Source organism: Streptomyces sp. NPDC056231 (genome assembly GCF_048270745.1).
In the GTDB taxonomy this organism is placed as follows: Bacteria; Actinomycetota; Actinomycetes; order Streptomycetales; family Streptomycetaceae; genus Streptomyces.
The window spans coordinates 1-13935 of record NZ_JBLVKW010000124.1 but is presented as its reverse complement, the minus strand read 5'-3'; the positions used below and the strand labels follow the sequence as shown (position 1 = coordinate 13935).

At 68.5% G+C, this 13935-nt stretch carries 9 protein-coding genes; 4 read left to right on the top strand and 5 right to left on the bottom strand.

The genetic code is table 11. The features are described 5' to 3' along the window. Window positions 1–472 precede the first annotated feature (472 nt). Complete coding sequence (locus ACNPQM_RS41270; protein ID WP_418088009.1) at window positions 473–1711, top strand: IS701 family transposase; 1239 nt, start codon at window positions 473–475, stop codon at window positions 1709–1711. Between the two features lie 3 nt (window positions 1712–1714). On the opposite strand, the gene ACNPQM_RS41265 is transcribed toward ACNPQM_RS41270, so the two are convergent. The 4 genes from ACNPQM_RS41265 to ACNPQM_RS41250 all read right to left on the bottom strand — a co-directional run bounded on the left by ACNPQM_RS41265 (window position 1715) and on the right by ACNPQM_RS41250 (window position 6231). Beyond that, window positions 1715–1951: a helix-turn-helix domain-containing protein gene (locus tag ACNPQM_RS41265; protein ID WP_383763769.1), complete on the bottom strand. Its 237-nt coding sequence runs from the start codon at window positions 1949–1951 to the stop codon at window positions 1715–1717. Continuing rightward, complete coding sequence (locus tag ACNPQM_RS41260; protein WP_418088008.1) at window positions 1951–2571, bottom strand: DUF2975 domain-containing protein; 621 nt, start codon at window positions 2569–2571, stop codon at window positions 1951–1953. The genes ACNPQM_RS41265 and ACNPQM_RS41260 overlap by 1 nt, the downstream gene beginning before the upstream one ends. 677 nt (window positions 2572–3248) lie before the next feature. Further along, window positions 3249–4199, bottom strand: coding sequence for a helix-turn-helix domain-containing protein (locus ACNPQM_RS41255; protein WP_418088007.1), 951 nt, complete (start codon window positions 4197–4199; stop codon window positions 3249–3251). A 172-nt stretch (window positions 4200–4371) separates the two neighbouring features. Continuing rightward, a complete protein-coding gene (locus tag ACNPQM_RS41250) occupies window positions 4372–6231 on the bottom strand; it encodes a S8 family serine peptidase (protein ID WP_418088006.1) in 1860 nt (619 codons plus the stop codon). 1298 nt (window positions 6232–7529) lie between these two features. Between ACNPQM_RS41250 and ACNPQM_RS41245 the strand changes: the two genes are divergently transcribed. From ACNPQM_RS41245 to ACNPQM_RS41235, 3 genes are all read left to right on the top strand, one after another. Then, a complete protein-coding gene (locus ACNPQM_RS41245) occupies window positions 7530–10199 on the top strand; it encodes a SpoIIE family protein phosphatase (protein ID WP_418088005.1) in 2670 nt (889 codons plus the stop codon). A 446-nt stretch (window positions 10200–10645) separates the two neighbouring features. Next, window positions 10646–11302, top strand: a complete 657-nt coding sequence (locus ACNPQM_RS41240) for a CBS domain-containing protein (RefSeq protein ID WP_418088004.1) — start codon at window positions 10646–10648, stop codon at window positions 11300–11302. A 159-nt stretch (window positions 11303–11461) separates the two neighbouring features. Beyond that, window positions 11462–12337 (top strand): universal stress protein, encoded by an 876-nt coding sequence (locus ACNPQM_RS41235; protein ID WP_418088003.1) that lies wholly within the window; start codon window positions 11462–11464, stop codon window positions 12335–12337. Window positions 12338–12578: 241 nt separating this feature from the next. Here ACNPQM_RS41235 and ACNPQM_RS41230 read toward each other — a convergent pair whose 3' ends face one another. Further along, window positions 12579–13457, bottom strand: coding sequence for a universal stress protein (locus ACNPQM_RS41230; RefSeq protein ID WP_418088002.1), 879 nt, complete (start codon window positions 13455–13457; stop codon window positions 12579–12581). Window positions 13458–13935 lie beyond the last annotated feature (478 nt).

Here is a 13935-nt window from a genome sequence, read left to right as displayed (position 1 = left end):
TTCGGGTTCGGAGTGACGCCCGTCACGTGGCCCACCCCACACGGCAAATGCCTCAAATAGGCACAAGAGTGGCGTGGGTCACGTGGTCTGCGTCACATAAAGGGCGCCCTATTCGCTCACCGTAATGCCGAATAAACGCACTGTATTGGCGGTGGGGCGGCGATTATTGGCGCGCAGCGGCAAGGAATCCTGATTGGCGGCCGGCACGAGGACGACGGCCAGCTGGAGGACGGTGCTGCAGTCCAGCCCACGACCACCTTCACGCCCGGCGCGGACAGGTCATTCCGGGCGTTGTCGCCCAGGCGCGGGCCCTAATACTCCAGCTGTAGATCGTGATCTTGCTGGTCGGGGCCGGTGGGCAGATGGGTGCGGCCGCCGTTGATCATCGTGACTTGTGTGGACTAACGACGAGACGGAGGCCGCAGCTCACAGCACAGATCCCGCCCGATGGCGGGAGGCGTTCGAGGTGGCTATGGGCCGGATCGCGAGCCGGTTCGCCCGGGTCGAACCACGGCTGCGGGCCGGGCGGTTGGTTCTGGGGCTACTGGCGGACCTGCCGCGCAAAAACTGCTGGACGATCGCGGAGTGGGCCGGGGAGGCCAGCCCCCACGGCATGCAGCACCTGCTGTCCCGGGCCTCCTGGGATGCCGATGCCGTCCGCGACGACGTACGCGAATACGTTGTCGAGCACCTCCACGACGATGCAGCGGTGCTGGTCGTGGACGAGACCGGCGACGTGAAGAAGGGCACCCACACCGTCGCCGTCCAGCGCCAGTACACCGGCACCGCGGGGCGGATCGAGAACTCTCAAGTCGCGGTCTACCTCGTCTACGCCGGCGCCCGGGGACACGCGGCGGTGGACCGGGAGCTGTACATCCCGCGCTCCTGGACATGCGACCCGGATCGCTGCCGGGCAGCGGGACTCGGCGAAGACACCGCCTTCGCTACCAAGCCGGAACTGGCCCGCACGATGATCGAACGGTTCCTTACCGCCGGACACCGCGTCGGCTGGGTCACGGGCGATGAGGTCTACGGCGGCAATCCGAAACTGCGGACGGCTCTGGAGGAACGCGGTATCGGCTATGTCCTCGCGGTGGCCTGCTCGGCCGAAATGACCACGGGTGCGGGCACCTTCCGTGCCGACGCCCTGGCCGCGAAGGTACCCGAGCGGGCCTGGCAGAAACTCTCGGCCGGGCCCGGCGCGAAGGGGCACCGGTTTTACGACTGGGCCATCATCGACCTCGCCGAGCCGGCAGCGGGCCGCCACCAGCTCCTGATCCGCCGCAACCGCAACACCGGCGAACTCGCCTACTACCGCTGTCATTCCACCGAGTCCACACTCCTGGCCGTCCTGGTCCGCGTCGCCGGCTCCAGATGGCGGGTGGAAGAGACCTTCCAGAGCGAGAAAGGGCTGGCGGGACTCGACGAGCACCAGGTCCGCCGCTACCCCTCCTGGACCCGCTGGGTCACCCTCGCGATGCTCGCCCACGCCTTCCTCGCGGTCCTCCGCGCCGACGAACACGCCCGCAACCCCGCCCCGGACGGGCTGGTCCCGCTGTCCTGCAACGAGATCCAGCGCCTATTCATCACGGTCGCCGTTCATCCTCTCCACGACATGGCCCACCTACTCGGCTGGTCCGACTGGCGCCGCCGCCATCAGGAGCGATCACGCGCCAGCCATTACCGGCGACAAGCCGCGTCCCAGACATGAAGATCACCGGCCAGAAGGGCGATGACTTAGCAGATCTCCGGGTTGGCAGTCCAGCACTTCGCAGAGTCGGGTGAGCGTGGTGAAGCGGATGGCCTTGGCTCGCCCGTTCTTGAGGATGGACAGATTGACGTTCGTGACGCCGACTCGGGCCGCGAGTTCGGCGAGGGTCATGCCGCGTTCTTCCAGGAGCCGGTCGAGGTGGACCTGGATGGCATGGCCTTCATGCCCTTCGGTGGACATCAGACGGTCCCCGCGAGGTCTTCACGCATGGTGACGCCTGCACGCATGATCCGGGCGAACGTGATCAGCCCCAGTGCGGTGAGGACCGCCAGGTACGGCGTCGCCCACATGCCCAGCCAGACTCCGGCGGAGAACTCCGTGGTGAGGGTGGCGAGCAGCGCGGTCTTCGCAGTGGCTTCGATGAGCTCGGCGGCCAGGCTGCCCAGCAGGAGCCACCATCCCAGAAGCCTCAGTTTCGATGCGGTCTGCGGGGTGTAGACGCCATCTCGGGCGGCTGCCCGCAGCAGGCTGTTGAGTACGAACAGCCCACCGATCAGCAGAATGAAGGACGGCAGCTCGCCCAGCGTTGCGAGGACGTTCTGGTAGGTGCTGGGGTGGGAGGCGCAGTACTGGGGGATCGACATGACGTGTGCGCCAGCCTTCGCGTTGAACGTCGCATCGGTGTCGGGGGCGCTTCCCGAGGCGAAGTCGGCGATGACGCAGGGGTTTCCATAGCCGACGTGCATGTTGCTGTCGAACAGGCTCAGGGCGAAGCCGAGTACGAGGATCCCGATCAGTAGCCGCAGCACGAATGACACCACGGTGGACAGCGGTTCGAGCAGCTTGGAGTCCTCGGTCACAGCATCCCCTTGTTATCGTTTATCGATGTTATCGAAAGACGATATACGATGGCTGTGGCGAGGTAAACCCCCTGCGACGCAGGAGCATCAACCGCACGGCGGTGCCCCCATTTCGGCGTCCGCTCCCACGGTCACCCACCCGGCAACCGCCGCCCCCATCGCGCTCGACCGGCCGGCACTTGCCGCGCTGTATGCAATCGGGAGGGATGCACCCCAGGTCGACGCCAACCGAGTTCGGTCGGACGCTGGTGCGGCCACCCGCTAGGGCTCGATCGTGGATACCGTCGGCCTCGACCACCGTCACCGCACCTACCAGGGGTGAATGCCGTCCCCTGTGGCATCCTTGCTCGTCGAGCACCGCCATTTCGACATCCCCCTTCACGACCCGGCCCACCGGCTCCGCTGGTCCGACTGGCGACGCCGCCACCAGGCGCGATCACTCACCAGCCATTACCGACCGCAAGCCGCATCTCGGACATGAAGATCACGATCTACAGCTGGAGTACTAAGGGCTGTCCTGTAATCCCTGGTGGATCAGCGCGCGGCGTCGCATGTGGTGCATCGCAAGGCGGAGGGGTGTTCTCATACTGGGCGCATTCGGGCGTTCCGACAGTGCAGCGAGGTGCCGTAGCTGTCGTCGTGCGCCCGCCAGGGATTACGGGAGCAGGGGAAGGCCGTTACGCCCAGCCGTGGTGGCGGGCGTACCAGCCGAGCTGGATGCGGGTGGTCGCCCCGGCCTGGGACATCAGCCCCTGGATGCGCCGCTGCACCGTGCGCGCCGAAAGGTCCACCTGCGCGGCCACCGCGTGGTCGGTGAGACCGGCGAGCAGCAGACGCAGTATGCGGGTGTCCAGGGCATCGATCCCGTGGTGCGGTTCGCCGTAGGGGCGGGCCCGTTCCCACACGGCGTCGAAGAGTGCCTGGGCAACGTTGGCGAGCCCGCCGCGTAGGACAAGGCTGGGGTCGACCTCGCTGCCGGAGCCACGCAGCGGGAGCATCGCCATCTCGCCGTCGCAGACGATGAGCTTGAGCGGTACTCCATCGACCGTACGGATCCGCATGCCCCGGGCGAGCGACTCGTCCACGTTGTCGGCCGCGCTCGGTTCGCCCAGGAACGACTGGTCGATGACGGCACGCACCTGCAGGCCGCGCGACAGCACGGTCGGCTCCTCGGTGTTCTCCGGGCCGACCACCTGGACGTCGCCGGTGACGAACGTGTCGATGGCGTGCCGGGAGGAGAGCTGGAGCTGGAGGTACCGCTGGCGCACGGCATCCCGCCCCTCGACGACCTCCACGAGATCGCGCTGCGCGCGTCCCATGGACCCGGTCCGGTAGGTCTCGACCAGCTCGGCGAGCGCGAGTTCCGCACGATGGAGGCGGATGCGGCGCTCGGTCAGTTCCGTGCCGAGCGCGACCGACGGTGGCGCGGCGACATAATGACCGCTTCCGGGCCGCCTGTTGACCAGGGCGCGAGCCGCCAGCGAGTTCAAGGCGTCCGCGACTTGCGCGTCGGGGAAGGCCGCCGCCTCGGCCACCTCTGCGAGCGAGGCCGAGGGCCGGTCGATCAGTACCCTGTATACGGACTCCTCACAGGCGCCGAGCCCGAGATCCTCCAGTGCCAATGCCACCCTCCGGTCCGTGTGTACCGCCGGATTCTTGCAGCGCGGCCGGGCGCACCCGACTGCAGGGCCTGGGCAGTGTCACCAGATCCGTCGACACCGCGGCGGCCGGTGGACCTGCCGGGACGGGCAGGTCCACCGGCTGTCCGCCGAACCGGTGTGACGTGGGCCGGTCCTGCGGTCAGCGGACCAGGGTGACCTCCGGAGAGGTCCAGGTCTGGGTGCCCGGTGACTTCTGCGGGTCGCCGAGCGCCTTGTCGAAGACGAGGCGCAGCCGGTATGTACCGGCGGGCGCCGGCGTGCCATCGGCACGCGTGGCGTCCCAGTCGTAGAACGCCATCCCGGTGCCCGCGCCGGAATTGCGGGTCACCCACGACGCGTCGTACGGGGTGTCGATCACCTCGTCACGGGCGTCGAGGACCTGGAGCCGCATCCGCTCCAGCAGCGGGAAACCGTGGGACAGCATGACCCACGCCTTGTCGTTGGCCGTGGACGTGTCGGTGAGGTCGATGGTGGTGGGCACATTCTTGCCGAAGCTGAAGTAGCCGGGACGAAGCGCCGGATTGTCAAGGCTCGTGTTGATCGAGGTGAAGGTTGGGTTGATCGCCGACACCGCGTCGAAGTCGCCTGCCATGCCCAGATACGGCACCCGGACCTCCGGGGCCGCCGAACCGGACCGGGTGAACTCCACCCAGCCACTGAACAGGGTTCCTTCGGCGACGCCGTGCGGCTGTCTGATGTGCACGGTGACGGTACGACTTCCGTGCGCGGCCACGGTGATCGTGTCCTGGCCGTCGACGTGGGCCTCGCCTGTGGCGTCGGTCGGCTGCCACCTGCTGGTGTACGGCGGGGCTGCGGAGACGGCGGCGCTCTGCCCGATCCGGTAGGTCACCGGACGGGAGGTCGGGTTGTGGACCGTGATCCGGCGGGTCCGTTGCTGGCCTTCGAGGTCGCCCAGGGCGAGTTCGGACGGCCTGGCCGTCACGGTGTCGCCGGAGACCGACGCCAGTGCGGCAACCGCGTCGACCCGGCCCGCGCCCTGCTGGGCGACGGGCTGCCGGCCGCGCTCGTGATCACCGGTCATGGCGAGCGGAGTGGCCGTGTTCTGGAGCGCGGTCTGCACCTGGGCCGGAGTGAGGTCCGGCCGGGCCTGGAGCAGCAGGGCGACCACTCCTGCGACGTGCGGTGACGCCATCGAGGTACCGGACATGACGCCGTACCAGTCCTGGGCCGGGGGAAGGGCGGACAGGATGTACCCGCCGGGAGCGGCCACATCCGGCTTGAATTCCAGCTCATTGCCCGGGCCCCAGGAGGAGCCGGCATCCATCAGCCCGGCAGCGTCGGCGGTCAGCGGTGCACCGGCGTAGGCACCCCAGGTCAGCCCGGTCCCGGCCGGAGCGGCCTTGATGCGCTCGGCGTCCCGTGCACGGATCCCCACCACGGGGATGCCGATGGTGTCGCAGCAGGGCGAGAACGGCATGGCATCCGGATCGGTGCGCGACGGGTCGTAGTGGACCGCGGCGACCGCACCCGCGGCCTCGGCGGTGCGGGCCAGGTCCATCACCCGGCAGTTGAAGACGTCGGCGCCGGTGTAGGGAGCAAAGAGCGCGATCTTGCCGTCGAGACTGCCTGCAGGCAGCGGGGCGCAGCTGGACTTCATCACGGCCACCGGGTGGGTGCCGGTCACGGGAGCGGCCGGTGCCCGCCCGGAGTCCAGGTACGGGACGGGGGCCGTCGCGCCGTCGTCGAGCGTGAACGCGAGGAACGGATAGCGGCTGCCGTAGGTGCTGCCGACCGCGATCGCCCCGTCCGCCACCGCGGGCGCCGCGGCGTTGAACGGACCGGCGTAGCCGTTTCCGTTGGCGACGACAGTGGGAACGCCGGAGTCCACCAGGTGGTTCACGGCGAGCGACAGCACACTGCTGCTGCGGTCGCCGGTCGAACCGAGACTCATGTTGACGACATCCACCCCGTCGGCGGCGGCCCGGTCGAGTGCGGCCAGGACGATGGCGTCGGTCGGCGCGTTCTTCGTACCGAACACCGTCGTACGCGATGCCGCTGTCGATGATGCCGACGGTGACCCCCTTACCCGTGTATCCCAGGCGATGGGCCTGCGGGACGCCGGTGAGATCCGTGGTCGTAACAATTTCCCGGCCCGAGGGGGCCGCATCGCCGGACCGTGCGTCATGACCCACCTGGGCAACGGCCTTTGCGAGGACGTCCTTGGGCACCGGGGTGGGCCGCTCGGGCATCTCGTACGTCACCGGCTCGGTGACCTCGGCCACTCCGGGGAGTTCGGCCAGTCGGCCGGTCTGACCGGCGGGCACCTCGACGAGGAGGCCATTGACGACATTGCGGTACTGGCGCCGCACGGACAGCGGAATGCCCGCGTCGTGCGCGGCGTCGACCAGCGTCCGCTGCGCATCGGAGACCGTACGGCGGGCCGCTGCGCGGTCCTGCGGGGCGGCCTGCTGGGCGGCCGGGGCGCTGTCGAGGGTGACGATGCGCGTCACCGAAGGCCCGGACAGTTCGTCCGAGTCCGCGTGCGCCAGGTCACTGGGCAGGATGAGCGAGACGAGGAGCAGCGCGCACGCTGCAGATATCGAGTGTCTGTACACGACGATCGATCAAATGCGACCGATCTCGGAAGGGCAACGGTCACCGTGTGTCGAGTCTCCGCCATGGCGGAGACTCGACGTCGATCATTCCGGCCATGAGCCTTCGCCGGCCTCCGAGCGACATCGGATGGTTGGGTGACCGCATGAGGATCTGCACCCGGTGACCGCGACTGCCGGCCGGACGCCGGGTCCTGCGCGCCCTGGGCAAGTGGAATCGGCTTCGGAGTCGACCACCGGCAGCGGTGGCTCGGACAGTGATCCGCCGCAGGTGGTGTGCCCGCGACGGACCGGTCGGCGAAGCCGGTGCGGCGAGGACGCAGCCATGGCGGTCGGCCGCCCGTACCGGCCGCTGTTCGTCACAGCCGGCCGGGGCAGGCGACGCTCCCCGGTCGGACTGGCCCCCGGGCCAGGCCCTGCTCGATGACGCCGGTGGCCCTGCGACCAGGACGCGGGCTCCTGACAGTTCCATCCGGCACTCCGTTCCGAAGGTCGGAGTTCCTTGTGCCCACGCCGCCGCCGAACCGCGCGGGGCCACCATGTGGCGCAGGATTGAAGGAGTGGCCTGGGGTAGACCTCATCGTCGCCGGCCGGAGACCCAACGTCCCCTGCGCCCCATGGCATCCACTGGGCGAATCCGAGGCTGTGGCGAGTCGGCCGGCAGCAATCGGGCGATGGGCGGACCACTGGGCACACATTGCAAGAAAGTGTTAGGAATGTCGACATGGTCGACCATTCCGACCGATCCCGGAGCGGGTCGGCTCGGTCACTGAGCGGCAAGGGTCCGCGAAGCGTAGCCGGGCAGGTGTTCATCCTGCAGGCGGTGGTCATTGTCCTGCTTGTCGCAGGCGCGGTTCTGGCGCTGGTCCTCCAATCCTTGCACGACGCCGAGACGGAGGCGAAGCACGTCTCGGTGGCTACAGCACAGACGTTCGCACACTCTCCGGGGATTGCAGCGGCGCTCAAATCTCCCGATCCCTCCAAGGTGCTGCAGCCACGCACCGAGGAGGCACGGAAGCTGGCCGGCGTCGACTTCATCGTGGTGACGGACACACACGGGATTCGCTACACACACCCCCGTCCTGAGCTCATCGGAAAGAAATTCGTCGGCACCATCGAACCTGCGCTGGCGGGCCGGGTCCAAGTGGAAACCGTCCACGGGCCCCTTGGTCGCGAAGTCCAGGCGGTTGTCCCCGTCAACGGTCCCGGCAACTCCGTCGTGGGCCTGGTGGCCGCCGGTCTCAGGGTCGAGAACATCTCCAGCGTGGTCGACAGGCAGCTGTTGGTCATCTTTGCCAGCGGGGCCGCCGCGCTCGTCCTGGCCACGGGCGGGGCCGCCCTGGTGGCCAAGCGGCTGCGAAGGCAGACCCACGGGCTCGATCCCGCCCAGATGACCCGCATGTACGAGCACCATGACGCGGTGCTGCATTCCGTCCGCGAAGGGGTGCTCATCGTCGGACACGACGGTCGGCTGCTGCTGGCGAACGACGAGGCCGAACGGCTTCTTGATCTGCCGCCCGACGCCCAGGGACGCCCCGTCAAGGAACTGGAGAGCCTCGACCCGGCCACGGCGGAGCTGCTCGTATCCGGACGCGTGGCCACGGACGAGGTGTACTTGGCCGGGGACCGCATGCTGGTGGTGAACCAGCGACGCACGGCCCGCAACGGAAGCCCCCTGGGAACGGTGGCGACCCTGCGCGACTCCACCCAGCTCCTGGCACTTTCGGGCAAGGTGGAAACGACGAACGAACGCCTCAAGCTGCTCTACGACGCGGGTGTGGGCATCGGCACCACCCTGGACGTGACGCGCACGGCCAAGGAACTGGCCGAGATGGCCGTCCCCCGCATCGCGGACTTCGTCACGGTCGACCTCGCCGCCCCCGTCCTGCACGGGGAGGAACCGACGGGCACTGCTGCCGACATGCGCCGCACCGCCGTCAGCGGCATCCGGGACGACCACCCCCTCTACCCGCGCGACAAGCTCATCTCCTATCTCCCCTCCACACCTCAGGCACGCGGACTCGCCACCGGCCGGTCGGTGATGGTTCCCGATTTGTCCTCCGCACCCGAATGGCGCGCTCAGGACCCGGAACGGACTGACAAGATCGTCGACTACGGAATCCACTCACTCCTCACGACGCCCCTGCTGGCACGGGGCGTGGTTCTGGGCATGACCAACTTCTGGCGCTCGCGGGAGGCCGGAGCGTTCGACGAGGACGACCGGTCACTCGCCGAGGAACTGGTCGCCCGTGCCGCGGTCAGCATCGACAACGCACGTCGGTACACCCGCGAACACGCCCTGGCGGTGATGTTGCAGCGCAGCCTGCTGCCACGCGCTCTGCCCGAACAGAATGCTCTGGATGTCGCCCACCGCTATCTGCCCGCACAGTCCGGAGTCAGCGGTGACTGGTTCGATGTGATTCCCCTGTCGGGCAACCGCGTCGCGTTGGTCGTCGGTGACGTCGTCGGCCATGGGCTGCACGCCGCCGCCACCATGGGGCGGCTACGCACCGCTGTCCACAACTTCTCCACGCTCGATCTGCCGCCCGACGAGCTCCTCGGCCACCTCGACGACCTCGTGGACCGCATCGACAAGGAAGAGGGGAGCACGGGCGTCGGTGCAGGCATCGTGGGAGCCACGTGCCTGTACGCGATCTACGACCCGGTCTCCCGGCACTGCGCCATGGCCCGCGCCGGGCATCATCTCCCCGCGCTGGTCCACCCCGACGGCAGCGTGGAATTCCCCGAGCTTCCCGCCGGGCCACTGCTGGGGCTCGGCGGCATGCCGTTCAAGACAGCCGAACTGGATCTGGCCGTGGGTGCTCAGCTGGTTCTCTACACCGACGGGCTGATCGAGGACCGCACCCGGGACATCGACGTGGGGATGGACCTGCTCCGCCAGGCCCTTTCCCATCCCGGCCGCTCGCCGGAACAGCACTGCCAGGCGGTGCTCGACGCGCTCCTTCCCACTCAGTCCAAGGACGACGTAGCACTGCTCATCGCCCGCACCCGCGCGCTTTCCGCCAACCAGATCGCCGAATGGGACGTTCCGCTCGACCCCGCAGCCGTAGCCGGGATACGCGCCGCCGTCGTGGAGAAGCTGGAAGACTGGGGCCTGTCGGAACTGACGTTCACCACCGAGTTGATACTCAGCGAGCTTGTCACCAACGCCATCCGGCACGCCTCCGCGCCGGTCCGGGTGCGGCTCCTGCGTGACCGCAGCCTGATCTGCGAGGTATCCGACGGCAGCAGCACCTCACCCCATCTGAGGTACGCAGCCACTACGGACGAGGGAGGCCGCGGCCTGTTCCTCGTCTCGCGGATCGCCGAGAACTGGGGCACACGGTACACCCGTGAAGGCAAGGTCATCTGGGCACAGCTGCCGCTGTCCTGATCCGCCGCGGGTGCGAACGACAGGGCCCGTCGCCGGCGTCGTCGTCCTTATCCCCTCGCGGCGGATCCCGACCCGGCCCGCGATCGTGGCCCCGGTGAGACGCCGTTCCACGCAAGGGCGGAAAGAGCCCATCCGCTTCTCGCGGATCCCGATTGTGCGGTGCACGGCCGCCAGCCGCTTCTCCGCATCCTGGTAAGGACTCTTTCCGTCAATTTCATGAAAGCACCCCGAGTGGCAGGCGGCCACCAGGGCCGAACAGCTTCCACCCGACGCCGGACGACCCTACCCGGCGCTTTTCCCGGCCCTCAGGCTCGAAGATGCGGGTCGCTGTTCCGGGAGGAGTCATGAGTCACCGCGGCGGTGTTGCCCTGCCAATCGGCTCACGTACCGGCAGGACGACATGTCGGTCAACGCCCGAGAAGCCGCAGGGCGATAGGAGTGGACGGGTGAGACATCGAGACATTGGTGAGCTGATGACCCGCGAGGTCGTCACGGTCCCGAGGAACGCGGCGTTCAAGGACATCGTGCGCACACTTACTGAGCACCAGGTGTCGGCCGTCGCGGTCGTCGACGACGTGGGGCACCCGCTCGGAGTGGTATCGGAAGGCGACCTACTGCCGAAGTCGGCCGATCAGGGAGACTTTCTCCGGTTCTTGCCCGGTACCGAGCCGCGCAAGCGGGAGAAAGCGGAGGGCACGCGGGCCGAGGAACTGATGTCTGCGCCCGCCGTGTGCGCCAGGGCGGACTGGACCGTCGCCGAGGCGGCCCGGCTCATGGAGGCGCAGAGCGTCAGAAGACTCCTGGTCGTGGACCAGGCGGACACTTTGGTGGGCATCGTCAGCAGGCGCGATCTGCTCAAGATCTTCCTGCGCGACGACGAAACCATCCGCCACGAGATCACCGGCGACGTACTCGACCTGACCTTGCACCAGGACCCCGGCGCCATCACCGTCGAAGTGACCGACGGCCGTGTCGAACTGAACGGCTCCGTGCGGTTCAAGAGCCTGATCCCGGTGATCGAACGGCTGTGCCGCACGGTCGATGGAGTGGTTCATGTGGCGCAGCACCTCGGATACGCCATCGACGACGCATCCGTCGGGTGACGTACGGGCTTCGCGCGGCACCGGCGGTCTGCGTCCGGTGCCGCGGACCGCGACCTGCACCGGTCCTATGACCGACGGATGCCCGCCGTTCCGCTCCGGCCCGGGCGAGGACGAATCCTTCGGCACACCCCACAGCACCGCACTCGTGAGGAGGGCGCATTGGACCGCCACATCATCGTCGGCCTCGACGCATATCCCGAAAGCGCAGCCGCTGCCCGCTGGGCGGCGCGCGAGGCCCGTCTGCGGGGTGCGGCCCTGCACCTCATCCACGCCGAGCCACGGTCGTTGCCGCTCGGCATTCCCGCGGCGGCCTCCGATGCACGGCGTGGCTGGGCCGAAGCCGTCCTGCAGGAAATGGCCGACGAACTGCGCCGCGCTCACCCGGGACTCGACATCACCACGCAGTCGGTCGACGGCCCGCCCGCAGCCTCGCTCGCCACAGCCGCGACAACCGCCGACATGCTCGTCATGGGATCCCGCGGGCTCGGCAGCGTGACCGGCTTCGTGCTCGGCTCCGTCGGCATGGCCGTCATGCACACCACCGATCGGCCGGTGGTACTCGTACGCAGCGGAGAGGACGCGCTGCCTCACGAGACCGAGCAGCACACCCGGCGCGACGTGGTCGTCGGTGTCGACATCAGCCGGCCCTGCGACGCCCTGCTCGCATTCGCGTTCGAGGAAGCGTCGCGCCGGTCCTGCCCGCTGCATGCCCTGCACAGTTGGCCGCCGCCGCAGTTCTACGGGTACGGATCGGCCTACGATCCCGAAATACTTGCGCGCATCAACCAGAACATGACCACCGGCCTGGACCAGGCTCTGAGGCCTTGGCGGGACACGTTCCCCACGGTCGAGGTGACCGCCCGTACCCCGATGGGACACGCCGCGCAGCAGCTCCTGGACGCCGGTGCCGACGCCGGTCTGATCGTCGTCGGCCGCCGGACCCGCCGCTCATTGCTGGGTGTTCGCATCGGCTCCACCACGCATGCCGTGATCCACCACGCGACCTCTCCGGTCGCCGTCGTCGCCCACGACTGAGGCAGTCAGGCTCGGCGCTCCGGAGGCGGTCCCGCGCAGAGCACAGCCCTGACGGCATGGTCCGAGCCGTCCGAACCGACGACGACCGGTCCGAGAGCCTGACTGGCCGGCCGTGTGCCGAACGCGGTGCCGTCCATGGCGATCCTCCTGATACGAAGGCCGCGAGGGCGTGGGGCTGTCAAACGCCGCAGACCACGCGGGCCTGCCCACGGTCCGTCCACCTCCTCGACTCGGCGGTGGTTCATGGACGGTGGGGTACCACCGCGACAGGACAGCTGGAGTGATGGAGCGCCGTATGGGCTGTCCGGCCGAGTTGCAGACCCACGTGCCCCTTGCGCCGCGATGCGCCCACGACAAGGAGGTCGGCGGCGGCGGAGCGCCGGACGAGAACTTGATGGGCCGACCCCTCGACGGTGGAGCGGGAGACGGCAACGGCCGGGTTCTCCTCGATCGAGGCCGCAAGCGCTTGGTCGAGCTCTGTCGCCGCCCGCATCTCCCAGGTGAGGGGCGGCGGAGACTCCTTGATGTGCGGCCGGCCGACCGCTTCGGACGCGGGGCAACGCCAGGCGCGTACTGCGTCGATCTCACAGTGACGGGTGGCAGCCTCACGGAAGGCGAACCTCACGGCAGCCGACCCGTGGGCCACGTCCGCGACGCCGAGCAGGATGCGGCCGTGTGCGCCGGCTGTTCCTGCCGCGTCGCCACGTACCACGATGACCGGGCACTGGGCCCGGGACGCCAAGGCCAGACTTACGGAACCCAGCAGGAGCTCCTTGAGCTGGCCCCGGCCCCTGGATCCGACAACCAGCATCGCAGCCTCGCGCGCCTCGTCGAGCAGCGCGGTCACCGTGTCCTCCGCCAGAACCTCGGTGGTGATCTTCAGATCGGGATTACGGGTGCTGGCGCGCGTGACCGCGATGGCCACGATGCTGTCGGCCAGAATCTGCTCGGAGGGGCGCTCGACGCCCCCATACAGGCCTGCCCCCTCGTAGCGTTCCCATCGGGAGGCGTAGACAACTCTCAGAGGAAGGCCGTGACGGGCTGCCTCCTCCACGGCCCAGTCGACCGCTCGGAAGCTCGAATCCGATCCGTCCACGCCCACGACCAAGGACTGCTCCATGGTCCCCATCGCCTTTCGTCCCGTTGCCGTCGGATGCCCACCCCGCCACCGTGCCACCCCACTGAACTTCCCAGGAGGGATGATCAGGACCCGGTCGGGGACATTCGACCTAATATTCTTAATAAATGACGCAACCGGTATATACCACCCCAGGAGGATCTGGCGTAGGTGTTCGGTGCGGATCCATCCCGCCACCCCGGCCTCTGTACGTTGCCGGCTCTTCCCCTCCGGCTCGAGTCCCTCCGTGCAGCACGGTGGGACGACAGTCCGAATGCCCTGCTCGCTCCCTCAGCAGGGCGCAGGCTCCTCATGCGGGTAGTCGGCCGCTCGCGCGAAGCCGGGCCGTCCAGTGCCCCTCCCGGCAGGCCGGACTTTCGAAACACGGCCTAGAAGATTCATGAAGATCTTGGGGTTCTGGCCCCGCCGCGTGAGCGGCGGGGCCAGACTCGTTTTCGTGGTGATGGGGGAATGGGTCGGG

Coding starts and splice junctions, on each gene's coding strand:
- ACNPQM_RS41270 (WP_418088009.1), top strand. CDS start 473: ATGGGCCGGATCGCGAGCCGGTTCGCCCGGGTCGAACCACGGCTGCGG.
- ACNPQM_RS41265 (WP_383763769.1), bottom strand. CDS start 1,951: ATGTCCACCGAAGGGCATGAAGGCCATGCCATCCAGGTCCACCTCGAC.
- ACNPQM_RS41245 (WP_418088005.1), top strand. CDS start 7,530: ATGGTCGACCATTCCGACCGATCCCGGAGCGGGTCGGCTCGGTCACTG.
- ACNPQM_RS41230 (WP_418088002.1), bottom strand. CDS start 13,457: ATGGAGCAGTCCTTGGTCGTGGGCGTGGACGGATCGGATTCGAGCTTC.